This is a genomic window from Nonlabens sp. SY33080 (assembly GCF_011784885.1).
GTDB lineage: Bacteria > Bacteroidota > Bacteroidia > Flavobacteriales > Flavobacteriaceae > Nonlabens > Nonlabens tegetincola.
In genome coordinates this window covers 995975-1021935 of sequence record NZ_CP050461.1, presented here as the reverse complement: position 1 = coordinate 1021935, position 25961 = coordinate 995975, and the positions used below count along the sequence as shown (strand labels likewise).

Annotated in this window: 22 protein-coding genes; 14 read left to right on the top strand and 8 right to left on the bottom strand. The window is 35.6% G+C overall.

Annotation, left to right across the window (positions count from 1 at the left end; all coding sequences use genetic code 11):
- Nucleotides 1–191: 191 nt before the first annotated feature.
- The 3 genes from ffh to HCN53_RS04715 form a co-directional block, all read right to left on the bottom strand.
- Nucleotides 192–1520 carry a signal recognition particle protein gene (gene ffh / locus HCN53_RS04725; protein ID WP_042280317.1) on the bottom strand — a complete coding sequence of 443 codons (1329 nt, stop codon included), beginning with the start codon at nucleotides 1518–1520 and terminating at the stop codon, nucleotides 192–194.
- 162 nt (nucleotides 1521–1682) lie between these two features.
- Nucleotides 1683–2111: a peptidylprolyl isomerase gene (locus tag HCN53_RS04720; RefSeq protein WP_105019237.1), complete on the bottom strand. Its 429-nt coding sequence runs from the start codon at nucleotides 2109–2111 to the stop codon at nucleotides 1683–1685.
- 132 nt (nucleotides 2112–2243) lie between these two features.
- On the bottom strand, nucleotides 2244–3125 hold the full coding sequence (locus HCN53_RS04715) for a Brp/Blh family beta-carotene 15,15'-dioxygenase (RefSeq protein WP_167342186.1): 882 nt from the start codon (nucleotides 3123–3125) through the stop codon (nucleotides 2244–2246).
- Between the two features lie 82 nt (nucleotides 3126–3207).
- Here HCN53_RS04715 and HCN53_RS04710 point away from each other — a divergent pair, with 82 nt between their 5' ends.
- The 3 genes from HCN53_RS04710 to HCN53_RS04700 all read left to right on the top strand — a co-directional run bounded on the left by HCN53_RS04710 (nucleotide 3208) and on the right by HCN53_RS04700 (nucleotide 6748).
- On the top strand, nucleotides 3208–3936 hold the full coding sequence (locus HCN53_RS04710; protein WP_042280311.1) for a bacteriorhodopsin-like: 729 nt from the start codon (nucleotides 3208–3210) through the stop codon (nucleotides 3934–3936).
- A 185-nt stretch (nucleotides 3937–4121) separates the two neighbouring features.
- The gene (gene typA, locus HCN53_RS04705) at nucleotides 4122–5927 is read left to right on the top strand and encodes a translational GTPase TypA (protein ID WP_042280309.1); all 1806 of its coding nucleotides are present in this window, start codon (nucleotides 4122–4124) and stop codon (nucleotides 5925–5927) included.
- Nucleotides 5928–6082: 155 nt separating this feature from the next.
- Nucleotides 6083–6748 carry a hypothetical protein gene (locus HCN53_RS04700; RefSeq protein ID WP_146105021.1) on the top strand — a complete coding sequence of 222 codons (666 nt, stop codon included), beginning with the start codon at nucleotides 6083–6085 and terminating at the stop codon, nucleotides 6746–6748.
- A gap of 54 nt (nucleotides 6749–6802) precedes the next feature.
- On the opposite strand, the gene HCN53_RS04695 is transcribed toward HCN53_RS04700, so the two are convergent.
- Genes HCN53_RS04695 through HCN53_RS04685 form a run of 3 tightly spaced genes read right to left on the bottom strand, consistent with a single transcriptional unit; the run spans nucleotide 6803 to nucleotide 8955 of the window.
- Nucleotides 6803–7150 carry a carboxymuconolactone decarboxylase family protein gene (locus HCN53_RS04695; protein ID WP_060524643.1) on the bottom strand — a complete coding sequence of 116 codons (348 nt, stop codon included), beginning with the start codon at nucleotides 7148–7150 and terminating at the stop codon, nucleotides 6803–6805.
- 16 nt (nucleotides 7151–7166) lie between these two features.
- Complete coding sequence (gene tatC / locus HCN53_RS04690; protein ID WP_042280304.1) at nucleotides 7167–7988, bottom strand: twin-arginine translocase subunit TatC; 822 nt, start codon at nucleotides 7986–7988, stop codon at nucleotides 7167–7169.
- Between the two features lies 1 nt (nucleotide 7989).
- Nucleotides 7990–8955: an SIS domain-containing protein gene (locus tag HCN53_RS04685; protein ID WP_167342185.1), complete on the bottom strand. Its 966-nt coding sequence runs from the start codon at nucleotides 8953–8955 to the stop codon at nucleotides 7990–7992.
- An 85-nt stretch (nucleotides 8956–9040) separates the two neighbouring features.
- On the opposite strand from HCN53_RS04685, the gene recQ reads away from it, so the two are divergent.
- Both recQ and HCN53_RS04675 read left to right on the top strand, forming a co-directional pair.
- Nucleotides 9041–11233, top strand: a complete 2193-nt coding sequence (gene recQ, locus HCN53_RS04680; RefSeq protein ID WP_060524644.1) for a DNA helicase RecQ — start codon at nucleotides 9041–9043, stop codon at nucleotides 11231–11233.
- A 192-nt stretch (nucleotides 11234–11425) separates the two neighbouring features.
- Complete coding sequence (locus HCN53_RS04675) at nucleotides 11426–11971, top strand: hypothetical protein (protein WP_167342184.1); 546 nt, start codon at nucleotides 11426–11428, stop codon at nucleotides 11969–11971.
- A gap of 49 nt (nucleotides 11972–12020) precedes the next feature.
- On the opposite strand, the gene HCN53_RS04670 is transcribed toward HCN53_RS04675, so the two are convergent.
- Nucleotides 12021–12653 carry a hypothetical protein gene (locus tag HCN53_RS04670; RefSeq protein WP_167342183.1) on the bottom strand — a complete coding sequence of 211 codons (633 nt, stop codon included), beginning with the start codon at nucleotides 12651–12653 and terminating at the stop codon, nucleotides 12021–12023.
- Between the two features lie 121 nt (nucleotides 12654–12774).
- On the opposite strand from HCN53_RS04670, the gene HCN53_RS04665 reads away from it, so the two are divergent.
- The 3 genes from HCN53_RS04665 (at nucleotide 12775) to trhA (ending at nucleotide 15407) form a co-directional block, all read left to right on the top strand.
- Nucleotides 12775–13707 (top strand): peptidylprolyl isomerase, encoded by a 933-nt coding sequence (locus HCN53_RS04665; protein ID WP_042280300.1) that lies wholly within the window; start codon nucleotides 12775–12777, stop codon nucleotides 13705–13707.
- A 123-nt stretch (nucleotides 13708–13830) separates the two neighbouring features.
- Complete coding sequence (locus HCN53_RS04660; RefSeq protein WP_085774907.1) at nucleotides 13831–14781, top strand: NAD(P)H-dependent flavin oxidoreductase; 951 nt, start codon at nucleotides 13831–13833, stop codon at nucleotides 14779–14781.
- On the top strand, nucleotides 14781–15407 hold the full coding sequence (gene trhA / locus HCN53_RS04655; protein WP_167342182.1) for a PAQR family membrane homeostasis protein TrhA: 627 nt from the start codon (nucleotides 14781–14783) through the stop codon (nucleotides 15405–15407). The genes HCN53_RS04660 and trhA overlap by 1 nt, the downstream gene beginning before the upstream one ends.
- On the opposite strand, the gene HCN53_RS04650 is transcribed toward trhA, so the two are convergent.
- A complete protein-coding gene (locus tag HCN53_RS04650; protein ID WP_167342181.1) occupies nucleotides 15402–15788 on the bottom strand; it encodes a hypothetical protein in 387 nt (128 codons plus the stop codon). The two genes, trhA and HCN53_RS04650, sit on opposite strands and share 6 nt — an antisense overlap.
- Here HCN53_RS04650 and HCN53_RS04645 point away from each other — a divergent pair.
- The 6 genes from HCN53_RS04645 to HCN53_RS04620 all read left to right on the top strand — a co-directional run bounded on the left by HCN53_RS04645 (nucleotide 15787) and on the right by HCN53_RS04620 (nucleotide 25848).
- Nucleotides 15787–15936 carry a hypothetical protein gene (locus HCN53_RS04645; protein ID WP_167342180.1) on the top strand — a complete coding sequence of 50 codons (150 nt, stop codon included), beginning with the start codon at nucleotides 15787–15789 and terminating at the stop codon, nucleotides 15934–15936. The genes HCN53_RS04650 and HCN53_RS04645 overlap by 2 nt on opposite strands.
- Nucleotides 15937–15975: 39 nt before the next feature.
- Complete coding sequence (locus HCN53_RS04640; RefSeq protein ID WP_042280296.1) at nucleotides 15976–16743, top strand: 3'-5' exonuclease; 768 nt, start codon at nucleotides 15976–15978, stop codon at nucleotides 16741–16743.
- A gap of 99 nt (nucleotides 16744–16842) precedes the next feature.
- Nucleotides 16843–19611 carry a LuxR family transcriptional regulator gene (locus HCN53_RS04635; protein WP_167342179.1) on the top strand — a complete coding sequence of 923 codons (2769 nt, stop codon included), beginning with the start codon at nucleotides 16843–16845 and terminating at the stop codon, nucleotides 19609–19611.
- Nucleotides 19612–19899: 288 nt separating this feature from the next.
- Complete coding sequence (locus HCN53_RS04630; protein WP_167342178.1) at nucleotides 19900–23082, top strand: glycoside hydrolase family 2 TIM barrel-domain containing protein; 3183 nt, start codon at nucleotides 19900–19902, stop codon at nucleotides 23080–23082.
- Nucleotides 23083–23094: 12 nt separating this feature from the next.
- Nucleotides 23095–25014, top strand: coding sequence for a carbohydrate-binding protein (locus HCN53_RS04625; protein ID WP_206063934.1), 1920 nt, complete (start codon nucleotides 23095–23097; stop codon nucleotides 25012–25014).
- Between the two features lie 12 nt (nucleotides 25015–25026).
- Nucleotides 25027–25848 (top strand): family 16 glycosylhydrolase, encoded by an 822-nt coding sequence (locus HCN53_RS04620; protein ID WP_167342177.1) that lies wholly within the window; start codon nucleotides 25027–25029, stop codon nucleotides 25846–25848.
- The last annotated feature ends 113 nt before the right edge of the window (nucleotides 25849–25961 follow it).

Sequence of the window (25961 nt, the reverse complement as noted above, 5' to 3'; positions counted from 1 at the left end):
CCGCAGGTAAGAATAACTTAATGCTCATGATTTTATGTTATTCACGGGTAAAACTGGAGTCCAAACCAATTATTGTATTACAATAACTTTAAAAGCTGTAGCAATAGCGAAGTTCACTCGATATGAGAGAATTCAATTTATGTAGATCAATAAAGACGAAAAGCTCTTTTAAAATAGGGTAGGAGATATTTTTATCTCATTTTACCCAATGCATTCATCATTGCTTTTCCTTTACCGCCTTGCATCATTTTCATCATCTTGCTCATTTGGTCAAATTGTTTGAGCAGTTGATTTACATCTTTAACCGTACTACCACTACCTTTTGCAATACGTTTTTTACGGCTACCATTGATAATTTGTGGTTTAGTACGTTCTTCAGGTGTCATAGAATGTATGATAGCTTCAATACCTTTAAAAGCATCGTCGTCGATATCTACATTTTTAAGCATTTTTCCAGCACCAGGTATCATTCCCATAAGATCTTTAATGTTACCCATTTTTTTGATCTGCTGGATCTGACTTAGGAAGTCATCAAAACCGAACTGATTTTTAGCAATCTTTTTATTCAGTTTACGAGCTTGTTCCTCGTCAAATTGTTCTTGCGCTCTTTCTACAAGTGAAACAACGTCTCCCATTCCTAGGATACGATCTGCCATACGTGATGGATAGAAAACATCAATGGCTTCCATTTTTTCACCTGTACCTATGAATTTAATAGGTTTGTCAACAACCGATTTAATAGACAAAGCAGCACCACCACGAGTATCACCATCTAGTTTAGTAAGAACAACTCCATCAAAATTTAAACGATCATTAAATGCTTTAGCTGTATTCACAGCATCCTGACCTGTCATCGAGTCTACTACAAAAAGAGTCTCTTGTGGTTGAACAGCAGCGTGTACTTGAGCAATTTCATTCATCATTTGCTCATCTACTGCTAGACGACCAGCGGTATCTATAATAACAACGTTAAAGCCGTTTTGTTTTGCATGAGCTATTGCAGCTTGAGAAATCTTAACTGGATCTTTTTCGTCACGATTAGAATAAACCTCAACACCTATTGATTCACCTACTACATGTAATTGGTCAATGGCTGCAGGTCTATAAATATCACAGGCAACTAATAAAGGTTTTTTGCTTTTTTTTGTTTTTAAGAAGTTAGCCAGTTTACCAGAGAATGTAGTTTTACCACTACCTTGTAGACCAGACATTAAAATAACAGATGGATTACCCGATAGATTAACACCGGTTACTTCACCACCCATTAATTCTGCTAGCTCATCTCGTACAATTTTTGTAAGTAATTGACCAGGCTTTAATGAGGTAAGAACTCCTTGTCCAATCGCTTTATCTTTAGCCTTTTTAGTAAACTCCTTGGCAATTTTAAAGTTTACATCGGCATCAACTAGGGCACGTCTTATTTCTTTAAGCGTGTCAGCTACGTTAACTTCAGTAATACTACCATGCCCTTTAAGGACGTGCATGGCTTTATCTAACTTATCGGATAAATTATCAAACATAGGTATACCTCATTTTTAAGGAATGCAAAGGTAACATTTCTAGTAACGTGTTTCAAGTGAATTAGCTAGGTTCAACATAAGAAAATGTTTCTTACCTGCGTAAAAAGCAAACAGCCTTGTACCAATAGGTTACAAGGCTGTTTTTATAGGATTGTAAAGAATTTACTTAATTGCTACTAGTTCAAGGTCAAAAACCAAATCCTTACCAGCTAGTGGATGATTAGCATCTACCACAATGTGATCATCATGCACTTCACTCACACGTAGTTGACGTTCAGTACCATCTGGATTTTGAGATACTAATCCCATACCTACTTGTGGTTCAATTTCTTGAGGTAAGTTTGCTCTATCCACTTTTTGGAAAAGTTGATCGTGTATTTCACCATAAGCATCTTCCTTGTTTATCGTAATAGTTTTTTTCTCGTTCACCTTCATATCGATAAGACCATGCTCAAAACCAGGAATTAATTGACCTTGTCCTAAAGTTACCTCTAAAGGATCACGCTCTAGGCTACTATCAAATATTTGTCCGTCGGTTAATTTTCCTGTGTAATGTACTTGTACAGTATCGTTTTCTTTTACTTGACTCATTGTAATTGTCTTGTTATTAGGCTTCAAAAGTATCAATCTAAATACCGCTAGACGAATTATATTTAGATTTCTCTTTGCTTTAAGAAAGACTTAACGTTCTTAATGTGTTAAACGTTAAATCGTGAATCGGTTTTATGCTTTTTTGATCATTTTATCCATAACGAATACGTGAGGAAACGTTATTCCTCCTAAGAATGCAACTATAATAGACAGCAAGAATTGAGTTCTTTCTTGAAGAAAAAAATACAAAACACCTAAAAATATTAATGAAGCGATCCAATACAGTGAACTGTATTTAATATAACTCCAAACATGTGACCGATTTGAGTCGCCATATAAAAAAGTGATTTGAGTGTACATAGAAGGTATACTGTGCCATAAAACAAAATAGATGGCAAATCCCCATAATAGACTACTTGTATTAAAAATAATAAAGATGACAGCGAGATATAATAATTCCTTAGCAATTGTCTTTAAAGGAAGACCTCGTAGTTGATAGGCTCCAGTAGCAACGAGGATAACGCATGTAGCAAGAAGTGCATAGTACAGTTGCTGCTCAGTTATGTTCACGGAAACTATTTCATTGATAACATTTAGACTTTGACTGGAATTAATTTTGAATAGCATCAATAGGATTAATAATCCATAAGCCGCTACAAATAGATTGTTTTTCCAGGAAGCAGGTAATTGGTATTTTTCAAAATGTTCTTGTCCAAAATGATATCCACTTACCAGTATAAAAAGTCCAAGGGTAATTTGTGGTAAAAGAAAAAATCCTACAGTTCCTAGTAACACCACAACTAAATATTTCAATATGAATGAAAGTATCCTTTTAGTAGAACGTTCACTTTTGTTAAGGTGAATTCGCACATCATTAGCGCCATGTATGACTCCAATTGATAAAATTAATACCAACCCTAATCCATTTTCCCAATCTTCCGAAATACGCGTTGATACCCATAAACAAAGGAAACTTAGTATTAAAATGATACGGTATAAACCTAGGTAAGACATTTTTTTGTTTAAAATTAACATTATAAAGTTAAACAAATATGTTTAAAGTTTTGTAATTTTAGTTCAACAAAAACATTTTATTATGAATACTTTATTATTACTTACCGAAGTTTCAAAAATCGCTCCCAATGATTATGTAGGGTTTTCGTTTTTTGTAGGCTGTATGGCTATGATGGCTGCCAGCGCCTTCTTTTTTCTTTCTATGAATTCTTTTGATAGAAAATGGCGTGTCTCTATTTTAGTTTCAGGATTGATCACTTTCATTGCTGCGGTTCACTATTGGTATATGAGAGATTATTGGTCTTCTTTTGCAGAGTCACCAGTATTTTTTAGATATGTGGATTGGGTACTTACGGTACCTTTAATGTGTGTTGAATTTTATTTAATTCTTAAGGTCGCTGGTGCAAAGAAATCTTTAATGTGGAAACTCATTTTACTTTCAGTTGTAATGCTTGTAACAGGATACTTTGGCGAAGCAGTTGATAGGGACAATGCCTGGTTATGGGGATTAGTTTCAGGATTAGCTTACTTCTGGATTGTTGCAATCATTTGGTTTGGCGAGGCAAAAAAACTCGCACAACAAGCAGGTGGCTACGTTTTGAGCGCTCATAAAACCTTATGCTGGTTTGTACTAGTGGGATGGGCCATTTACCCGATAGGTTATATGGCAGGAACTCCAGGTTGGTACGAATCGATTTTTGGAGGATTGGACCTTGATGTTGTGTACAACATAGGTGACGCTATTAACAAAATTGGGTTTGGGTTAGTTATCTACAATCTAGCTGTACAAGTTCAAAGTAAAAATGCTTAGTCACTAGATTTACTTTCGTTTTCCCCTTTTAAAAGACCTGTTGTGCCACAGGTCTTTTTTTGTGGATGATGTTTTTGGGATTACGCTTTCGCGAAAGCGAGTACAAATTAACACTGCAATAAAAATAAAAAGCCTAAAAACCAATAAATAAGAGTACTTTTGCAGCCTGAAATTAAGGTACTATAATGAAAGACATCAGAAATATCGCGATTATCGCACACGTTGACCACGGTAAAACTACCCTGGTAGACAAGATTTTACACCATTGTGAGATTTTTCGTGAGAATGAATCTACTGGAGAATTAATCTTAGATAATAATGACCTAGAACGTGAGCGTGGTATTACCATTCTTGCAAAAAACGTTTCGGTTACCTATAAAGGAACTAAAATTAATATTATCGATACTCCTGGTCACGCCGATTTTGGTGGTGAGGTAGAACGTGTTCTTAACATGGCCGATGGGGTTTTGTTACTAGTTGACGCTTTTGAAGGTCCAATGCCGCAAACTCGTTTTGTTCTTCAAAAAGCAATTGACATGGGACTTAAACCATGTGTAGTTGTAAACAAAGTAGATAAAGAAAACTGTACACCAGACGAAGTTCACGAGGCTGTATTTGACTTGATGTTTGAATTAGGTGCCGAAGAATGGCAAATGGACTTCCCAACGGTATACGGTAGTGCCAAAAATAATTGGATGAGTGACGATTGGCAAGATCAAACAGATTCTATCGAGCCGTTACTAGATATGGTAATTGAGCACATACCTGCTCCTAAAGTGAGTGAAGGTACTACTCAAATGCTTATTACTTCATTAGACTACTCTAGTTATACAGGTCGTATTGCGATAGGTAGAGTTTCTAGAGGTACTCTTAAAGAAGGGCAGCAAGTAACCTTGTGTAAACGTGATGGTAGCCAGATGAAGTCTAAAATCAAGGAGCTTAACGTATTTGATGGAATGGGCCGTGCCAAAGTAGCCGAAGTTCAAGCAGGAGATATTTGTGCTGTTGTAGGTTTAGAAGGTTTTGAGATTGGAGATTCTATTGCCGATTATGAAAACCCTGAAGCTATGGAAACTATAGCGATTGATGAGCCTACAATGAGTATGTTGTTTACTATTAACGACTCACCATTCTTTGGTAAGGATGGAAAATTTGTAACTTCTAGGCACATTAAAGACCGTTTAACCAAGGAGCTTGAGAAGAATCTTGCTCTACAAGTGCAAGATACAGATAGCGCTGATAAGTTTATGGTTTTTGGTCGTGGTGTGTTACACTTGTCGGTTCTTATAGAGACTATGAGAAGAGAAGGATATGAGCTACAAATCGGGCAGCCACAGGTTATCATTAAAGAGATAGATGGTGTTAAATGTGAACCGGTAGAAGAACTTACCATTGACTTACCAGAAAACGTAAGTGGTAAAGCTGTTGAAATGGTTACTATGAGAAAAGGTGAAATGACTAGTATGACTCCTAAAGGTGATCGTATGGTTATTGAATTTAAAATTCCATCTAGAGGTATCATAGGATTAAGAAATCAGTTAATTACTGCGACAGCTGGTGAGGCGATTATGAATCACCGTTTTATAGCATTTGAACCATTTAAAGGAGAAATTCCAGGTCGTATCAATGGATCATTAATCTCGATGGAAAAAGGTACAGCTATCCCTTATTCATTAGATAAACTTCAAGATCGCGGTAAGTTTTTTATAGCGCCTGGTGAAGAGATTTATACAGGTCAAGTGGTAGGTGAAAATTCAAGAGCAGATGATCTTGTCGTTAACCTTACAAAGACTAAAAAATTATCTAACGTGCGTAGTGCAGGTGCGGATGATAAGGTGAAAATCGCTCCGCCGATTAAATTCACTTTAGAAGAAGCACTGGAATACATACAAAAAGATGAGTATGTAGAGGTAACACCTAACTTCATTAGACTACGTAAGATTTTCCTTGATGAGAATGAACGTAAAAGAAGAGCGAAAGAATTAGGTTAAAAACTTCGTTTAAATAATTACAAAAGGTCTGTGAGCAATCACAGACCTTTTTTTTATGATCATTTGTAATTTTTACAAGTTTGATTTCGAACAATTTGTAGAATACATCATATAAAAGTCTATAATTCAACTAAATTGGTTGAAAATCATTTATTATGAATTACGTCAAATTTCTATTGTCGCTGTGCTTTACCATGATACTTGCTGCTTCTTGTGAAGAAATAGAAGAGGAAAGTGAAATTAAAGATGTTAGACTTTATGGACCAGTGTACCAGTTTGATGAAGAACAAAAGGACCTCATTGTAAAAAATGTTTACGATGTAGGTGATTGCATATCATTTGTAAATGATGATGAATTAGAACTACAAGCTTGTGTGCAAAGAGTAAATAAAGGAATTAGTCAGCGAGGAGGAACTACTGGCTGGTATTCAATACCTAGATATCAAACAGAATATTCAACCATTCATTTCACGATAGAAGATCCTAGAACTAGTTTTGAAACTACTCTGGCTTACGTTGCAGATTTCTCAAGATTTGGCAACTTTAATGTGAAATTACTATTCAGCTACTATAATAATAATGCAACGCAATTTACTGATGGAGTAGTGCTTAATGGTTTTTTTGACCAACCCGAACAAGTGATGACCATTGGTGAGAGAACGTTTTATCGTGTAGTTGAAATCAACTCAGGTACAACATTAGAATATGTTGATTCACATACCAATATTGCGATTAATGTGAATAAAATATGGTATGATATAGATTATGGTATTGTTGGGTTTTCTACAGTTCAAAATGAAGATTGGCTCATTAAATCTTAATAAAAAAAGGCCTGTGAACCATCACAGACCTTTAAATAAAAACGTTATTGTTTTTTAGTTTTCTTGTTCTAGAGCATCCCAATACTCATAGGCACGTCTTAAGTGTGGAATGACTATGGTACCGCCTACTAAGGTTGCGATTGACAAAGCCTCAACAACTTCTTCTTTTTTAAGACCAGCTTCTTTACTAGCTTGTAAATGATAGCGCACGCAGTCGTCACATCTTAAAACAGTACTTGCTACTAGACCTAAAAGTTCTTTAGTCTTCTTGTCCAAAGCACCTTCAGTAAAAGCGTTTGTGTCTAGATTAAAAATACGTTTGATAACTTTATTGTTATCTTCAAGAATAGCATCGTTCATTTTGGCACGATAACTATTGAATTCTTCTACAATATTACTCATAAAATTAAATGCCTTATTAGGCTACTTTTTTACGTTGTCTATAAAGTACAAACATAGATATGAAAACACTTAACTCGTATAAAATTAACACAGGTATAGCAACTATTATCTGACTTTGAATATCAGGTGGTGTTATCACAGCAGCAACGATTAGGACAATTACTAGTGCAAACTTGCGGTATTTGCGCATAGCTTGTGGTGTACACAATCCTACTTTGGTTAAAAAGTACACAATTATAGGTAGTTCAAACATGATTCCGCAGGAAAGAACACAGGCTCTTACTAAACCTATATAACTATTTAAATCAGGTTCAAACTTAATAAGTTCTGATAATTCATAGGTAGCTAGAAAATGCACTGATAACGGAGCGATCAAATAATAACCGAACAATGCACCAGTAAAGAACAGTAATGAGCTTGCGATGATAAACCCTTTAGAATATTTACGTTCATTTGGTTTAAGCCCTGGAGAGATAAAATTCCAAAACTGCCATAAAATCCATGGAAAAGCGGTTATAAATCCTACCGTAATCGAAGTCCAAATGTGAGCACTGAATAAATCAGGCATTTTTCTGGTTTGAGTAGCAAAATTTAAATTAGGATCACAAAATTCACTTTCAAATCCTAGCCATTTAGCAAACTCACAAAATTTCTGGTAACTGATAAAATCATTTTTACTAGGTCCCAGAAGAACACCGTCGATTACTACGTCTTTAAAAATGAAGGCAACAATTGCCATTAAGAGCACGCCACCTATAGATCTTATAATTGCCCATCGCAATTCCTCTACGTGATCAAGAAATGACATGTTGTTAGGGTCTACTTTTTTTCTAGCCATGTTATAAGATACCTTCTCTTATTAAATCATGAATATGGACAACACCTGCGTACTCACCGTTATTGGTAGCTACTAGTTGAGAAATATTGTATTCCTCCATAGTTTCTCGAGCCTCAACTGCCATCGCATCTGTATCGATAGTTTTAGGGTGATCGCTCATTATATCGTGAGCTTGTAAATCGTCTATATTACGACCACTAGTGAGCATTCTTCTTAAATCGCCATCAGTAATAACACCTATAGCCTTAGACTCACTAGTCACAACCGTCATCCCTAGCATGTTTTCTGAAATATTAATGATCACTTCACGTAAACTAGTGCTTGCAGATACTTCAGGCTTTTTATTTTGAGAAACAAGATCATCAACCCTTAAATAAAGTTTTTTACCTAAAGCGCCACCTGGATGATATTTTGCAAAATCCTTATCACTAAACCCTTTTAATTCTAGCAGACTTACCGCAAGAGCATCACCTATAACTAGTTGAGCAGTTGTACTGGTAGTAGGAGCAAGGCCGTTGGGACAAGCCTCTTCCTCAATAGGAGCATGTAGGATAAAGTCTGCTTCCTTACCTAAAAAGGAATCTTTATGACTAGTAATTGCTATCAAAAGGTTGCCAAAATCCTTTATTAGTGGAACAAGTACTTTTATTTCTGGAGTGTTACCGCTTTTTGATAGGCACACAACAACATCATTTTTCTGTATAATTCCTAGGTCACCGTGTATAGCATCAGCGGCATGCATGAAAATAGCTGGTGTCCCAGTACTGTTCATGGTAGCTACCATCTTTTGCGCGATTATAGCGCTTTTACCTATTCCAGTAATGATGACCCTACCGTTTGAATTATGTATGGATAATACCGCTTTCGCGAAAGCGGAATCAATACTATTTATTAAATTATTAACAGCTTGTGCCTCAATGCTTACTGTTCTTTTTGCAGCTTCAAGAGCTTTATTTTCTAAATCCAAGAGTGATAAGATTTAATAGTAATTTGAAATATTCTAATTTAGTCGTAAATTTAGCTTACAAAGATAACAAAAACACAAGCGCCGGATGGCAGAAACACAAGTCTCTCTAGAAGAAAGCCTCAAGAAATATTTTGGATTTGATAAATTCCGTGGATTACAAAAAGATGTAATCAAGACCCTACTTAATGGTAATGATGTCTTTGTCATCATGCCTACCGGTGGTGGTAAATCATTATGTTATCAGTTACCTGCACTTATGCAAGATGGTACCGCAATCGTGGTATCACCCTTGATAGCTTTAATGAAAAATCAGGTTGATGCAATACGTGGAGTTTCTGACAGTGATGGAGTAGCGCATGTACTCAATAGTTCACTATCAAAAACAGATGTTCAACGTGTAATGAATGATATTACTAGTGGTGAATGTAAATTGTTGTATGTAGCACCAGAGTCACTGACCAAAGAGGAATATGTAGAATTTCTCAAGGAGCAAAAAATATCTTTTCTTGCGGTAGATGAAGCGCACTGTATAAGTGAATGGGGTCATGATTTTAGACCTGAATACCGCAACCTGCGTAAAATCATTGATAGAATAGGAGCTAACATTCCAATTATTGGTCTTACGGCAACAGCAACTCCAAAGGTGCAAGAGGATATTTTAAAAAACCTCCAAATAACAGATGCTACCACTTTTAAGGCAAGTTTTAATAGACCTAACTTATTCTATGAAGTACGTCCTAAAACAGCTCAAGTAGATGCAGATATTACTAGATTTATTAAACAAAATGACGGTAAGTCTGGTATCGTTTATTGTTTATCTCGTAAAAGGGTGGAAGAGCTTGCCCAAGTACTGCAAGTTAATGGTATAAAAGCAGTTCCTTATCATGCAGGGCTCGACGCAAAAACAAGAGCAAATCACCAAGACATGTTCCTAATGGAAGACGTTGATGTAGTAGTCGCGACAATTGCATTTGGGATGGGAATCGATAAACCTGATGTACGTTTTGTAATTCATCACGATATACCAAAGAGTATAGAATCTTACTATCAAGAAACTGGTCGTGCAGGAAGAGATGGTGGTGAAGGACACTGCCTTGCCTACTACTCTTATAAAGATATTGAGAAGTTAGAAAAATTCATGTCGGGAAAACCGATTGCTGAACAAGAAATCGGTCATGCATTACTTCAAGAAATGGTAAGCTATGCAGAAACTAGCATGAGCCGCAGACAGTTTATTCTTCATTATTTTGGAGAGCAGTTTGATCCACAAACAGGTGAAGGCGGTGACATGGACGATAACATGAAAAACCCTAAACCTAAAAAAGAAGCCGTTGAGGATGTAAAAAAATTACTCAAAGTAATTTCTGATGCTGGTGAAAGATACAAGGCCAAAGACATAGTCAATATTATCAAGGGTAAAACTAATGCCATGATAAGCAGTCATAAATTGGATCAACATGATTTTTTTGGTAGTGGTAAGGATAAAGATAAAAACTACTGGATGGCGCTGGTACGTCAAATAATGGTTGCAGGATATATACGTAAGGATATTGAATCCTATGGTACCTTAAAAATGAAGAAAGAAGGTAAAGAATTTTTACTTTCTGGATCAAGTTTTATGATGACCGATGATCATAGTTATAGTGAAAGTGATGATAAGGTAATTGGCTCTGGAAAAGGCGGTGCTGTTGATACTCAACTTGTCAAATTTCTAAAAGATTTACGTAAAAAGGTAGCGGCACAAAAGAACGTACCACCGTATGTTGTTTTTCAAGATCCTTCTATTGATGACATGGCTACGAAATATCCAGTTTCTCTGGAAGAGCTCGCAAATATTCATGGTGTAGGTGAAGGTAAGGCTCGTAAATACGGTACGCCTTTTATTGATTTGATATCAAAATATGTTGAAGATAACGATATTACAAGACCAGATGACCTTGTAATTAAAAGTACAGGTTCAAAATCTGGAAATAAACTTTACTTCATCACTAGCATTGATCGTAAACTAAGTTTTGATGATATGGCTAGTGCAAAGGGAATGGAGATGAATGAGCTTATAGGTGAACTTGAAAGTATCGTATATAGTGGTACAAAATTAAATATTCAATATTGGATTGATGAAATGCTTGATGAAGATCAACAAGAAGAACTTCACGATTATTTCCTAGAATCAGAAAGTGATAAGATTGATGTGGCTATGGATGAATTTGACGGTGACTATGAAGAGGAAGAATTGAGATTATATCGATTAAAATTTATAAGTGAAGTAGCCAATTAGGGTTATAAAACATAAATTATTGTGTATTAAAGCTTTAAACAAATCTGTTTAAAGCTTTTTTATTTATCTATTAATCAGTTCGTTATAATTTCGTTTGGATAGTTAAAACCTAACTGGCACGGCTTTTGAAATCCAATTATTAGAGGAAGCCGAAAATCATTATAGAGTAGGCATCATTAAAACATAAAAATCATGAAAAAAGTATTACTATTTATGGCACTAGGTTTAATGTCTTTGAACTATGCCTCAGCTTTTGAAATCAATAAGAGTGACAGTCATGATTTTGAAAATCATAACCGTAGAATACGTAATTCACAAGCAGTTATTTTTAATCATCGAGGAGTGGATTATGCAATATCTCCTACAGGTAGATTATCATTTGACGCAGGTATCCGTAGTAGCGATCGCAGAATAAGAGGAAGAAGAGTCGCTACAAGAAATAACTTAATAAGATATAATCGATACGGTGAGGTCACTAAAATTGGAAATACTCGTATTTTCTATGATTCTCGTGGACGTGTAAGAAAAGTAGGAAACATAAGAGTAGATTATACAAGAGGTTGGTTAAGTAGAGTAGGTGGACTTGATGTGCGCTACAACCGTCGTGGAAAGTTAATTGCTGCTAGAGGATATGTTAATCCATATAGAAACAGCGGTACAAATCAAGATTTTGGTCACTTCCCAGATGAGGACGATGCATTCGATAATGGAGTTTTCTTTGAAAGAAAGTCTCAATAATAACAAACAGCCGCTCAACGAGCGGCTGTTTTATTTACAATTTAGATTATTATAAATCCTCAGGTTCTAAATTCCTAAAAGAATATTTATAACCTCCGTAAGCCGCAAAACCATAAAATAATATATCCATAACACTAAAGGTTTCTGCCATTATTGGAAAAAATAATGACCAGTCAAATAGGTTTAATGTTTCCATATAACCCAATCCTTCACTATCTGCTATCATTCCTATAATACTGAGAAAATTTCCAACGACGCAGCTCAATAATGCAATTGAAGCTCCAATAATTCCAAAATATTGTTCAACGCCTTTTCCAGCAACACGGTTAGCAAACCCTACTGCAAACCCTATTGCCACAGCCATGTAACCTATTTGGTAACCGGTTGAGTTTGTGATTAGAGCCCATAAAATAGAACCAACTATTCCTGTGATCAATGCAGCTGTTATTCCAAGAGGTAAATTTTGTTCTGTTTTAAGTTTTTCGAATTGTTGTGAAGTGATTTGTAATCCAGCTTCTACTGGTGTAGTACGATTTATGTAGGTCGGGTCCTTTTCATATTTCTCGCAAACTGGATCAAAATTTGCCCTTTCATTAGTAAAGCTACACAGCATACCTTTTTCAAGATCCATTTTACGATTTACACATTGATTACAGAATGCGAGTTGTTCTGCTCTTGTCATAATTTGGTTGGTTTAAAAGTTTGATGTGGAAATTACTTAATATTACTCATCTTTCCAAAGTAGAAATCTCAAAGAAATACTTAATTGAACAACGTATCTTTGCAACTATAAAAATTTAGAAATGCAAGAAGGATTATACGCAAAATTTGATACTACCAAAGGTGAAATTTTGGTGCAATTACATTATGACAAAACTCCTGGAACTGTAGGAAACTTTGTGGCACTAGCCGAAGGTAATTTAGAGAATCAGGCTAAGCCTCAAGGAACACCTTATTACGATGGATTAAAATTTCATCGAGTAATTCCTGATTTTATGATTCAAGGTGGTGATCCACAAGGAACAGGTGCTGGTGGACCAGGATATAAATTTGATGATGAGTTCCATCCAGAATTACGTCACGATGGTCCTGGAGTTCTTAGTATGGCCAATGCTGGTCCAGGAACAAATGGTTCTCAGTTTTTCATTACACATGTAGAAACAGCTTGGTTAGATGACAAGCATACTGTATTTGGAAAGGTGATGGAAGGTCAAGATGTAGTTGATGCGATAGAACAAGGAGATGAAATTAAAAAAGTATCTATCTTAAGACAAGGTGAAAATGCCGAAGCGTTTAACGCAGTAGAATCTTTTAGACAATTTGAAGGAGCAGCTCGAGCAAGAGAAGAGCAAGCCAAAAAACAAGCAGAACAAGAATTAGAAGAGATCGCAGCTGGATTTAATAAAACTGAAAGCGGATTGCGTTATCAAATAATCAACCATGGAGAAGGCAAACAAGCAGAAAAAGGTAAAACTGTAAGTGTACATTACAAAGGAATGCTTGCAAATGGAAAGGTATTTGATTCTTCATACAGTCGTAATCAGCCTATTGATTTTCCATTAGGGATGGGACAAGTAATCCCTGGTTGGGATGAAGGAATCTCTCTATTAAAAGTAGGAGACAAAGCAAGATTAGTTATCCCTTCTCACTTAGGATATGGAGCTTCAGGAGCTGGTGGAGTAATCCCACCAAATGCTGTTCTTGTTTTTGACGTTGAATTAATGGACGTAAAGTAAAATAGAGCTTCCAGATTTTATAAATAAGCCAGGTTATAAATTACCTGGCTTTTGTGTTTTATTATAGTTTATAATCCTGTTAAAGACTTCAATTCTTATTTTTACAAAAACTAATACTCAATAATGAATCCTAGGAGAATTACTGAATTATTTAATATTAAATATCCCATTATTCAAGGTGGAATGATATGGGCAAGTGGTCACAAATTGGTAAGTGCTGTAAGTAATGCAGGTGGATTAGGTTTACTAGGTGCAGGATCCATGTATCCTCATGTACTTAAGGAACACATTCAAAAAACTAAAAATAGTACTGATAAACCTTATGGAGTTAATATTCCATTATTGTATGCAGATTTGGATCAAATTCTCGAAATAATTATTGAAGAAAAAGTGCCTATCGTTTTTACAAGCGCCGGAAATCCTAAAACGTACACACCTATTCTGAAGGAAGCTGGTATAAAGGTGGTTCATGTAGTGAGCTCTGTAAAATTCGCATTAAAAGCTCAAGAAGCTGGAGTTGATGCAGTAGTTGCAGAAGGTTTTGAAGCTGGTGGACATAATGGAAGAGAAGAAAGTACGACGCTTACTTTAATACCACAAGTTGCCAAAGCTATTGATATCCCGCTTATGGCAGCAGGTGGAATAGCCACAGGTCAAGGAATGCTTGCAGCAATGGCTTTAGGAGCCGATGGTGTACAAGTAGGAAGTAGATTTGTAGCCACCCATGAAGCTAGTAGCCATATGTCTTTTAAACAAGCAGTTGTTGATGCTGGTGAAGGAGCCACTCATCTCACCTTAAAAGAGCTTGCCCCAGTACGTTTATTAAGAAATAAATTTTGGCAAGATGTTCAAGAGTTATATACTTCAAATCCAAGTATTGAAGATCTTAAACAATTATTAGGAAGAGCTAGGGCAAAAAAAGGAATGTTTGAAGGAGATATGAACGAAGGTGAGTTGGAAATCGGACAAATTTCTGGACTTATAGACGATATTATTCCAGCGGCACAAGTTGTTGAAAATATGATAAACGAGTTCAATACCGCAAAACAAGAATTATCTAAAGTCAATTTCTAGTGGGAAGAGCTCAAACCGCCCAAGAGGAAAATTGGAATGTCGCAACGCATGGGATAGGAATTTTTTTATTCCTAGCCTTTTCTATCTATTATGTTTTTTCAGATTATCAAACTGATTATTTCAATTTAAAACTGGGAACAGTAATTTATTTTGTATCACAAGTTTTCTTATACAGCGCATCCACAGCCTATCATTACGTAATTCCTGGTAAGCTGAAATTTAAATTGCGTAAAGCTGATCATATTGCTATATACTTGTCCATAGCAGGAACCTATACGCCTATTTGTCTATCGGTTTTATGGGATAGCAATGGGTCTACTATTCTTATTGCTGTCTGGTCTATCGCTTTGTTCGGCACCATATGGAAATTGTTTTTCACAGGAAAATTTGAAGCCTTTTCCAGCTTACTTTACTTGGTAATGGGATGGTTAGTCGTCCTAGATATTGACACGGTCACTAGAGAGTTTTCTGAGGATCAACTTACGTATCTAATCGCTGGCGGAGTCTTTTTTACAGTAGGAATAGTTTTCTACGCTTGGAACAAACTATATTTTAACCATGTAATTTGGCATTTATTCGTTTTGGCAGGTAGCTTCAGTCACTACTTACTAGTATTTACCTTATAATGTTTTCTTTTTCACCTTTTCTGCAGCTCGATTGGTCTTTAATGAAATACTATCACCTTTTGTGATATTCAAATTATTTTCTGGTTTTGTAACGATAGCGGTATAAGTATGAATGGTGTCTCTACGATTTTTGAGAGGAATTAATTGAATTAAATCTACCTTTTCTTTTGCAGGAATGGTTTTAATTATTGGTCGGTCTGCACTACGCCTAAAACCTTCACTTTTAACCATAAAGAACAAATCTAAATCCTTATCGGTAATATTTTCTGCGACGTAAGTAATGCTGCGACGGTCCTTTTTAATTGTGATTAGTATTCCTTCATGAGGATTTTGTTGAGAACCTAAAAAAAAGAGAGTAAGAATTGTTAATAATGCTTTCATGAATCTGTTTACTTTTAATAAGCATATACCATGCCTAAAAATTGTTAACCGGTATATTTGTAAAAATAATAATAATCATATTGGAATAGGGTATGGTGTAATTACCAGTTACTTGAAAGTTGATGGTTACGCTTTCGCGAAAGCGTAATAAATAACCTACCTCATTTTAAAATCATAGCACAATTATATGCAATTACAACTGCACAGGCCAATTTGTTTTTTTGATCTTGAAACTACTGGTGTTAATATTTCTAAAGATAGAATTGTAGAGATATCCATACATAAAATATTTCCTGATGGCGAGGAAAAGACCTATACATATAGAGTAAATCCAACTATACCCATTCCACCTGCTACCACGGCTGTTCATGGTATTTCTGACGATATGGTAAAAGATGAACCTACCTTTGAGCAGCTAGCTCACGAGATCAATAATATCATTAAGGACAGTGATCTTGCTGGTTATAACAGTAATCGTTTTGACATACCATTGCTGGCAGAGGAAATGCTGCGTGCAGGCGTAGATTTTGATATGGGAAAAAGACATGCCGTGGACGTCCAAAACATATTTCATAAAATGGAACAACGTACCCTAGTGGCAGCATATAAATTTTATTGTAATAAAGATTTGACTGATGCACACAGCGCAGAAGCTGATACCATAGCCACCTATGAAGTGCTTAAAGGTCAATTGGATAAATATCCTGAGTTAGAAAATAATATTAAGTATTTATCAGAATTTTCAACCCAACGTAAATCTGTCGATTTTGCTGGAATGATAGTATACAATAAGGAAGGTGAGGAGTGCTTTAATTTTGGTAAACACCGCGGTAAAAAAGTGGTAGATGTCCTTAATCAAGAACCAGGATATTACAGTTGGATACAAAATGCTGACTTCCCGCTATACACTAAAAAAGTTCTCACTGCCATCAAACTTCAAGGTTTCAATAAATAAGATGTTGTATGTTGATTCCTCACGAGGATTATCATCAACAGCTTACTGAGAAGAAATTGTATAGTTTTTTTAATTACATTTGGGTAAAGTGCTCCAAATTTGAAAACTATACAGAGGTATTTACTATTTATTCTAATTATAAGTCACTTCTTAGGGGCTCAAGAACTTCCACCTATACAAAACTTTGATCCTGTTACTTATCAAGCAGGTAATCAAAATTGGATGATAACCCAGGATAGGTCAGGCTATATCTATACCGCAAACAATCAAGGGTTACTAGAATATAATGGTTCACACTGGAACCTTTATAAAACACCTAATGAAAGTATTATGAGGTCTGTTCACGTGCGTGATGATCTCATCTTTACAGGTTGTTATAGAGATTTTGGATATTGGAGCAGGAATAACAAAGGCCTGCTAGAATACACTTCTATTGTCAAGAAAAGCAATATTGAATTAGGAGAAGACGAGGAGTTCTGGAGCATTCAATCTGCAGGTAATCAAATTCTTTTTCAATCTTTATCACATATCTATGTTTACAATATTGAAACTGGTGGAATAAAACCTATTGTAAGTGATGAAGTGATTCATAAGTTTTTTAAAACAGGAAACAACTACTATTTTCAAGTCCTTAATAAGGGTTTGTATCAACTGGAGAATGGAGCATCAGTTCTTAAATATCCTTCTACTGCCATAGGTACAATAGGTTTTGTTCAATTGTTTACACAAAACAATACGCTACTGGCGATTACCTCACAAGGTGAAATACTTCAATTAGAAGATGGTCAAATAACAAATAAGACTTCGATCGCTATAAATGAAGGACTTGCTGTTTATGATGCAATTCTTCTTAAAAATGGTAGTATAGCTTTGGGAACTATAGCAAATGGATTGATGGTTATTTCACCGCAAGGTGAATTACTTTATCAAATAAATCAAGCACTAGGTTTGCTTAATAATACCTGTCTAAGCATATTTGAAGATAGTAAAGAACATCTATGGATAGGTTTAGACAAGGGCGTTTGTACTATACAACCTAATTCAGGGGTTTCTGTTTTCAACGATTACAAAGGAGTATTAGGTACGGTTCATACTGCTTTTAAATTAGAGGATAATTTATACGTTGGTACCAATCAAGGTCTATTTAATAAAAAAGGGAATGATAACTTCAAGTTTGTGCAAGGAACACAAGGGCAAGTTTGGAGTTTAGACTTTCTTGATGGTGTATTATTCTGTAATCATAATATTGGATTATTTGTTGTTGAAGAAGATAAAGTAACTCCAATTTCAAATTCAACCGGTTTTTGGAAGACCTTAAAAATAAAGGAGAATACGTATTTATCTGGTAGCTATAAAGGTTTGTATCTATTAGAACGTAAGGAGTCTGGATTTGAGTCAACTCCAATTAAAGGCTTTTCGATCAGTTCCAAAGCTATTGCCATTGATGCAGACGATACGGTTTTTATTAATCACGAATATAAAGGAGTTTATAAGATAACTTTAAACGACGCATTAACCACAGCATTATCAGTTGAGAAAATTGAAACCCTGCCAAAGGGAATTGGTTCGGATATTATAAGTTTCAAAGGAGATATTATATACTCAAAAAGAGGAACTGTTCATGTAAAAAAGCGAACCGATTCTAATTTCAGGCCTAATGCTAAACTCAGTAAAATAGTCGAAGACGTTAATTACACGTCGGCATCGCTAGTGGAAGAAAATGGATTGCTATGGATGTTCAATCAAAATAATATTTTTCAAATAGATACCGAGGATATAAACGGTAGCTTTTCTATAAAGGAAATTCCATTTCAATATAATTTTAGAAGAGAAAAAATAGGATATGAAAATATTCATCATATTGGGAATGATGATTATCTGCTAGGAACAAGCTTCGGTTATTTAAGTTTGAATACAGAAAATTCTTCAGATGAATATTATAAACCAGTAATTACTTCGGTGGTTACTAGGGATAACAATTCAGAAAAATACCGATCTTTAATTGATGGAGTTGATTTTAATAATAATATAGGAACGATATCCATTAGATATACGGTGCCTACGTTTAATATTTTAGATCAAGTAGAATATAGTTATAAATTACAAGATGAATCATGGTCTACCTGGTCAACAAATGCCTCGACGCAGCTTAAAAATCTTTCGTTTGGAGATTATACTTTTAAGCTTAAATCTCGTATAAATGGAGCAGTCCTTGAGGATACTGCGTCTTTTAATTTTACTATTCAACGACCAGGTTATTTGTCAAATACTGCTATTGTAATTTATGTACTCTTAACCATCGTATTAGTTGGCTTATTAAATGGATTTTACATTTGGTATTTTAAGCGAAAAAAGAATGCAGCCCTTCAAAAGCAACAGCAAGAGCTCGAGTTGAAAAACCTTGAGAATGAAAAACGAATTGTTGAGTTACGTAATTCAAAACTTAGAGGCGACATTGAACTACGTAATAAAGAATTGGCTGTGGCAACTATGGCAATGATTAAAAAGAATGAAACTCTTAATGAACTTAAGTCGCAGTTGTCTAAATTACCTGAAGCAACCGAAACCAAATCACTACGTAATCTGGTAGATAAAAACCTGAACAGTAAACAAGACTGGATAACCTTTGAGGAAGCCTTCAATAATGCTGATAAAGATTTCTTTAAAAAGATAAAAGAACGTCATCCTAATTTAACCTCTGGTGATCTACGGTTATGTGTCTATTTGAGGTTGAATTTATCTTCTAAAGAGATTGCTCCTTTACTCAATATTTCTCCTCGTAGTGTTGAGATTAAACGATATCGTTTGCGTAAAAAGTTGGGATTGGACCGCGATATCAGTTTGTCAGGTTATATTGTTGATATTTAAATTATACCATCTGCTGTAATTTTAATACAACATTACCTATACAGAAATTTATAAATACACAAATTTTATCAGCCTGTGATATTTTAAACATCTGAAAATAAATCAGATAGTATTTTTTACGCTTTCGCGAAAGCGTAACTCTTCAATTGCATGTTTGTTGCATTTTAGTAAAGGTGATTTTCTTTTGTTTTTTTAAAACAACTTTTACATTTATCGATGTAAACGTTATCGGTTTGTTAATGACAGCGTTTACGAAATCGTTTTCAATTCATAACCAAATTATTTTACATGAATAAGAACTTCATATTAACATTCCTTTTACTTGCTGTGGTTTTTCAATTACACGGTCAAAATCAAAAGGTCGAATTAGTTTCAAATGCTAGTGGTCAAACTCTTACCGTAGATGGTCAACCCTTTATGATAAATGGTATGAATTGGGATTATGTTCCGATTGGAGCAAACTATTCTTATGATTTTTGGTCACAACCGGATGACTTTATTAAAGAAGCTCTTGATGCTGAGATGTCGCTGCTGCAAAATATGAACGTTAATACCATTAGAGTATATAGTGGAATTCAACCTAAATGGGTAACATATATATATGAGAATTATGGAATATACACCCTTCTAAATCATTCATTCGGTAGGTATGGTTTAACTATAGATGGTGTTTGGGTGCCCAACACAGAATATAGCGACCCTAAAACAAAGCGGTTCTTACTAAATGAAGTAAAAAAGCTTGCTAATGAATTTAAGGATACGCCAGGATTATTAATGTTCATGTTAGGTAATGAAAATAATTACGGTTTGTCATGGGGTGGTGCCGAAACTGAAGATGTTCCTATAGGAACTGATGGAACCATTAAAAAGAGAGCTAGGGCTATGTATTCATTAATGAATGAGGCTGTTCTCGAGATAAAATCAATAGTCTCAAACAAACCTGTCGCTATTTGTAATGGGGATTTGTTATTCCTTGAATTAGTGGCAGAGCATGCTCCAGATATAGATGTTTACGCAACAAATATGTATCGTGGAGTATCCTTTACCGATGCTTTTGAAAGAGTAAAGAATGAACTTGGCAAACCAATAATGTTCTCAGAATTTGGATCAGATGCTTTTAATGCAATTGCAATGCAAGAAGATCAAAAGATGCAGGCTTATTACATGGTTAATAATTGGAAAGAAATTTATGAAAATGCTGCTGGTTTAGGTAAGGCTCAAAACTCAATAGGTGGATTTACATTCCAGTTCAGTGATGGATGGTGGAAACGAGGACAAACTAAGGATTTAGACATCCATAACACTGAAGCTAGTTGGACTGCTGGTGGTTACACATTAGATACTAAAAATGGATCTAAAAACATGAATGAAGAATGGTTTGGGATTTGTGCAAAAGGTAGACCTAACGCGAGCGGTTTATACACGCTATATCCTAGAGCATCTTACTACGCTTTAAAAGATGTACATGATTTAAATCCTTATGCTCCGGGTGTTTCATTAATTACTGTATCTGAATATTTTAAATCAGTAAATCTAATGGAATATGTATTGAAAGCTAGAGGCGATAAAGCTGCGGCCGGAAATGGAGGCGATGGTCAGGTTTTGAGAATAAGTAACCTAAGTGCTAGGTTCACTACATTTAATACTGGTGGTGATTTAATTACTACACCAGACAATCCAGATCCTGATAGTAATGCTTTACCTAATCAACTAGGCTTTGATCACATGCAGTCCTACTTTGTCGGAGTTGAAGGAAAGCCAGCGGCCAACATGAGGGCAGAAGTTAATGTAAACATCACAGGTAATGTTGCTCAAAATCCAATAAACGAGATATTCTACGAAAACCGGGTAAGACCTGTTGTGGTTGATGATACTAATGATGAGGAAATCAATATAAACGATTTAAACAGAGTCCAAATTTATCAAGCAGAATTTGAATGGAATGCCAAAGATTTTGATTTAAGGGGCTTCTATAGAACAGGTCATTATCATTGGGGTTATGAAGGAGATTTCTTTAATTTATATAGAGAAGCAAACTACGGACCTAATCTTGATATTTATGGAGGAGAATTCCTTGGGGCTGAAATAGACGGGAAAGGAATTTTCGAAGGTTTAAAAGCAGCTGTTGGGCCGCAACTTTGGTGGGCAGCAAATCCTACTATGATGTTCAAATACAGGAGACAATTAGGGAAATGGGATGTAGCTGGTGTTTATCAACGTGATTTTGAACGTGATATTGATATTGATCCGAATACTGGAAGAAGAGTCATTGATCCTGTGCAAGCTCGTAGTGGTATTATACCGCCTTGGCCTACTGAGCGTGCTACGATTGCAGTAAATAGACAAGTTGGTAAACTAGGAATTACTGTAGGAGGAATTTGGGGTGGAAGTCCTCTTAATGGTATAAGCTATCAAGATGTAACAGGAACTTCAGGTAATTATACTGTTTTTGAAGACCGCATTCAATCTTCCGATAATTGGGGTGGAAAACTTAAGCTTACTTATGAAAATGGCAATTTTAGATGGTACGGAATGGCCTCTACAATGGGATTAGTGGCCAATGCAGGATCTGATCAAACTCAAACTTTTACAGGATGGAGACTTATCGATAGCGGTAGCGGGAATCAAAATAGTGTACTATCAGGTATTGCTTACAATGTTGGAAACTTTCAAATAGCGCCTAATTTCATGTGGCGTAAACCACTAATTGATGCCATGCCTAATGATGTAGATGGACCTGGAAGATTACGTAACTGGATAGACGATCCTTTTGTTGTTAGAGATGGTAATAGAGAAACAACCGCTGGTGAAATTTTGTTCACTTATGACCCAACTCCAGGAACTTGGATGTATGAATGGGATAATGATAGAGCGGAAGATGCAAAGTTTGCGATGAATTTAGGATTTGTTTACCGTCACTTACCTACAACCATGGATGCTCATATTGGATTTCAAGCAGATCGATCCTTTTTGATATTCCCTAATTCAGCACCAGCTGAAGATTTATGGGAAATTCATTCTAGAATGGTGTCCAAGGTGAGCCCTGATTTAGGTTTGATCGCAAACTGGTATTATGGTAATGGTCAAGCAAATGGTGATAGCGACAGATTGATTACACGATATGGTGGTGATTTGCGAGCTATTTATAAAAACTTTATGCTACAAGCTCACGCAAAATTTAACGATTGGGGTCCATACGATTACCATCGAGATTTTAACCTGACATTTCCTTATCAATTTATGGTGGATATTTCAACTAGTATTAGTAAACCAGACTGGTTTATATTACCTAGTACTCGTATAGGTATAAGAGGAACTTGGAGATCATTGAATGAATTCTCACCAAGGTATGCACCAGCGGCTATTCCAGCAGATACTTTCCCTCCAATTAATCCGATAAGCGCAGTAGGTTTTCCAGATGGTTTAGAATGGGAAATCAGAACGTACGTTCACATTAACATAGGTCAATAAAAAATGCAAATGATGAAAAATAGAGTATATAAATTAAAAGCGATCGGTAGTTTTTTAGCTTTAATAATGGTATTAATCAGTTGTGAAAGAGATTTTTCTGATGATGCTGTTGAGGCTGGATTTCCAACTACAGGAGAGATTTTTACTGATAATTTTGTAGCAATGGGAAGCAATTTTTACTTTCCGTTTCAAGGTGCAAAACCAGATGTTTTTTCAGTCGATAATCAGGTAGCATATGAAAGTAACTCTTCAATAAGAATAGACGTTCCTAATGCAAATGATCCAGACGGTAGTTTTGCTGGTGCTATATTTAGAAGTGATGCCGGACCTAGAGATTTAAGTGGTTACGATGCTTTGACATTTTGGGCTCGCGCAACACAAGGAGTTACAATAGGTGAAATGGGATTTGGTGTTGATTTTGAAGGTGATCGATTTAGAGTAGCTAGAACTAATGTGAGCCTGAGCACAGCCTGGCAAAAAATTATAATTCCTATTCCTGATGCGTCAAAACTTACTCAAGAAAGAGGTATGTTCTGGTTCAGTGCAGGTACACAAGATACAGGAGGAAATGCCTACACTTTTTGGGTAGATGAGGTACAGTTTGAAAAATTAGGAACCATAGCGCAACCACGACCTCGTATTTTGGAAGGACAAGATCAAGTGACATCTTCTTTTACTGGTAGTGATTTACATATAGGAGGACTTACTCAAACTTTAAATTCAGCAAATGGAGACATCACGGTTACAGCTGCACCTGCGTATTTTGATTTTTCATCTTCTGATAACAGTGTTGCTACAATTGATTCCAGTGGAATTGCAATGGTAAGTGGACCTGGAACAACTGTTATTTCTGCAAGCCTTGCAGGAATTGATGCAGCAGGATCGTTGACGATCAATTCATTAGGAAATTTTACTAGTGCACCGGTCCCAACAAGAGATCCTAGTAATGTAATATCAGTTTTTAGTGATGCTTACAACAATGTTCCGGTAGATTACTATAATGGATTTTTTACACCAGATGGACAGACCACTCAAGGTGGTGCTCCACCAGCTAATTTTGGTGGTGATAACGTCATAACATATACAGATTTAAACTTTGTAGGTATAGGAACCTTTCTTAATGTTCCTGCTGTAAACGCTTCTTCAATGACTCATATACACGTTGATCTACAAGTAAGAGAAACTATTGATCCAGGAGATTTTATTAGACTTCAATTAATTAATAACGTAGGTGGTAATGAAAGTTCTGGAAGCGTAACATTAAGTAGTAATCAATTACAAGAAAACCAATGGGTAGGTTTTGATGTGCCTTTGGCAAATTTTACGGGACTAGCATCTAGAGATCAGTTAGGTTTAATTTTCTTCGTTTCAGATAGTACAATTTCAAATCTTTTTGTTGATAATATTTATTATTATACGGTACCTACATCACCAGTAGTTGCTGCACCTACTCCAGTAGATCCTAGTAGTAATGTAATATCGCTTTATAGTAATGCCTATACTAATGTACCTGTGGACACATTTAGAACTCCTTGGTCATCTGCTGCAACAACGCTCACTGATGAAGTGATAGCTGGCGATGATGTTAAAAAGTACGCTACCTTAGGCTTTGCTGGAATTGAAACTACGTCAAACACCATTGATGCAACTGGAATGACACATTTTAGAATTGATACTTGGTCGGCAGGTTACACTCAATTTAATATAAAACTCGTTGATTTTGGAGCTAACGGAGTTTTTGGAGGTGGAGATGATACAGAACATGAGGTTAGCATCACCAGTCCAGCGACCGGTCAATGGGTAAGTCATGATATACCGTTATCAGATTTTACTGGATTAGTAAATAGGGACAATATTGCTCAATACATTATTGTGGCACAGCCATTTGAAGGGACTGATGTTTTTGTAGACAATATTTATTTTAGAAATTAAGAAGATCAAATTATGAAAACATATTTGAAGATTTTATTACCAGCTGTTTTTGTAGCAGCCTTTTATTCCTGTGAATCGGATGATCAACAGCAGGTGACTACCATGAATAGATTAGTGCTAGAGGATAATTTTGATAATCCTGGTGCACCGGATTCTAACCTTTGGGATTACAATATTGGTGATGGAACTGCGCAAGGCATTCCTGGATGGGGAAATAATGAATTACAGTATTACACAGATCGAGCAGAAAATGTCATTGTTGACGACGGTGTTCTTAAAATAACAGCGCTTCAAGAGAATTTTCAAGGTTCTGGATATACAAGTGCACGTATTTTGACAAAGGGTAAGTTTCAAAAAACCTTTGGGAGATTTGAGGCTCGTATGAAGTTACCATGGGGACAAGGAATTTGGCCAGCTTTCTGGTTATTAGGAGATGATAATAATGGAACTCAAGTCTGGCCACAAATAGGTGAAATAGATATCATGGAGTATCGAGGTCAAGATCCTACCATAGTTTTAGGGACCGTACATGGCCCTGGTTATAGTGGTGCAAATTCGATTTCAAAATCATACGATTTAATAACCGAAAGATTCGATACAGATTTTCATGTTTTTGGAATTGAATGGGGTCCAGATTACATCAATTATTATGTAGATGATGTTTTATATAATCAAATTACTCCCGATGATGTTCCTGGCGAGTGGGTTTTTAATGATAATGAATTTTATATCATTATAAATATGGCCGTTGGTGGATCTTTCGTTGGATCGCCTAGTTCTAGTACCGTTTTTCCACAGGTTTTAGAAGTCGATTATGTACGTGTTTATGAATAGTATGTAGAAAAAATAAATTTTTAATTTAAGCAGGATAGTTTTTGTTTTTACGCTTTCGCGAAAGCGTAACAATATGAAGCTACTAGGACGATTACATGCCGATTGTTCCAAAA

What these genes read in the sequence shown, in the direction of transcription:
- ffh (WP_042280317.1), bottom strand. Translation starts at nt 1,520, where the DNA reads ATGTTTGATAATTTATCCGATAAGTTAGATAAAGCCATGCACGTCCTT.
- HCN53_RS04720 (WP_105019237.1), bottom strand. Translation starts at nt 2,111, where the DNA reads ATGAGTCAAGTAAAAGAAAACGATACTGTACAAGTACATTACACAGGA.
- HCN53_RS04715 (WP_167342186.1), bottom strand. Translation starts at nt 3,125, where the DNA reads ATGTCTTACCTAGGTTTATACCGTATCATTTTAATACTAAGTTTCCTT.
- HCN53_RS04710 (WP_042280311.1), top strand. Translation starts at nt 3,208, where the DNA reads ATGAATACTTTATTATTACTTACCGAAGTTTCAAAAATCGCTCCCAAT.
- typA (WP_042280309.1), top strand. Translation starts at nt 4,122, where the DNA reads ATGAAAGACATCAGAAATATCGCGATTATCGCACACGTTGACCACGGT.
- HCN53_RS04700 (WP_146105021.1), top strand. Translation starts at nt 6,083, where the DNA reads ATGAATTACGTCAAATTTCTATTGTCGCTGTGCTTTACCATGATACTT.
- HCN53_RS04695 (WP_060524643.1), bottom strand. Translation starts at nt 7,150, where the DNA reads ATGAGTAATATTGTAGAAGAATTCAATAGTTATCGTGCCAAAATGAAC.
- tatC (WP_042280304.1), bottom strand. Translation starts at nt 7,988, where the DNA reads ATGGCTAGAAAAAAAGTAGACCCTAACAACATGTCATTTCTTGATCAC.
- recQ (WP_060524644.1), top strand. Translation starts at nt 9,041, where the DNA reads ATGGCAGAAACACAAGTCTCTCTAGAAGAAAGCCTCAAGAAATATTTT.
- HCN53_RS04675 (WP_167342184.1), top strand. Translation starts at nt 11,426, where the DNA reads ATGAAAAAAGTATTACTATTTATGGCACTAGGTTTAATGTCTTTGAAC.
- HCN53_RS04670 (WP_167342183.1), bottom strand. Translation starts at nt 12,653, where the DNA reads ATGACAAGAGCAGAACAACTCGCATTCTGTAATCAATGTGTAAATCGT.
- HCN53_RS04665 (WP_042280300.1), top strand. Translation starts at nt 12,775, where the DNA reads ATGCAAGAAGGATTATACGCAAAATTTGATACTACCAAAGGTGAAATT.
- HCN53_RS04660 (WP_085774907.1), top strand. Translation starts at nt 13,831, where the DNA reads ATGAATCCTAGGAGAATTACTGAATTATTTAATATTAAATATCCCATT.
- HCN53_RS04645 (WP_167342180.1), top strand. Translation starts at nt 15,787, where the DNA reads ATGAATCTGTTTACTTTTAATAAGCATATACCATGCCTAAAAATTGTT.
- HCN53_RS04650 (WP_167342181.1), bottom strand. Translation starts at nt 15,788, where the DNA reads ATGAAAGCATTATTAACAATTCTTACTCTCTTTTTTTTAGGTTCTCAA.
- HCN53_RS04640 (WP_042280296.1), top strand. Translation starts at nt 15,976, where the DNA reads ATGCAATTACAACTGCACAGGCCAATTTGTTTTTTTGATCTTGAAACT.
- HCN53_RS04630 (WP_167342178.1), top strand. Translation starts at nt 19,900, where the DNA reads ATGAATAAGAACTTCATATTAACATTCCTTTTACTTGCTGTGGTTTTT.
- HCN53_RS04625 (WP_206063934.1), top strand. Translation starts at nt 23,095, where the DNA reads ATGAAAAATAGAGTATATAAATTAAAAGCGATCGGTAGTTTTTTAGCT.
- HCN53_RS04620 (WP_167342177.1), top strand. Translation starts at nt 25,027, where the DNA reads ATGAAAACATATTTGAAGATTTTATTACCAGCTGTTTTTGTAGCAGCC.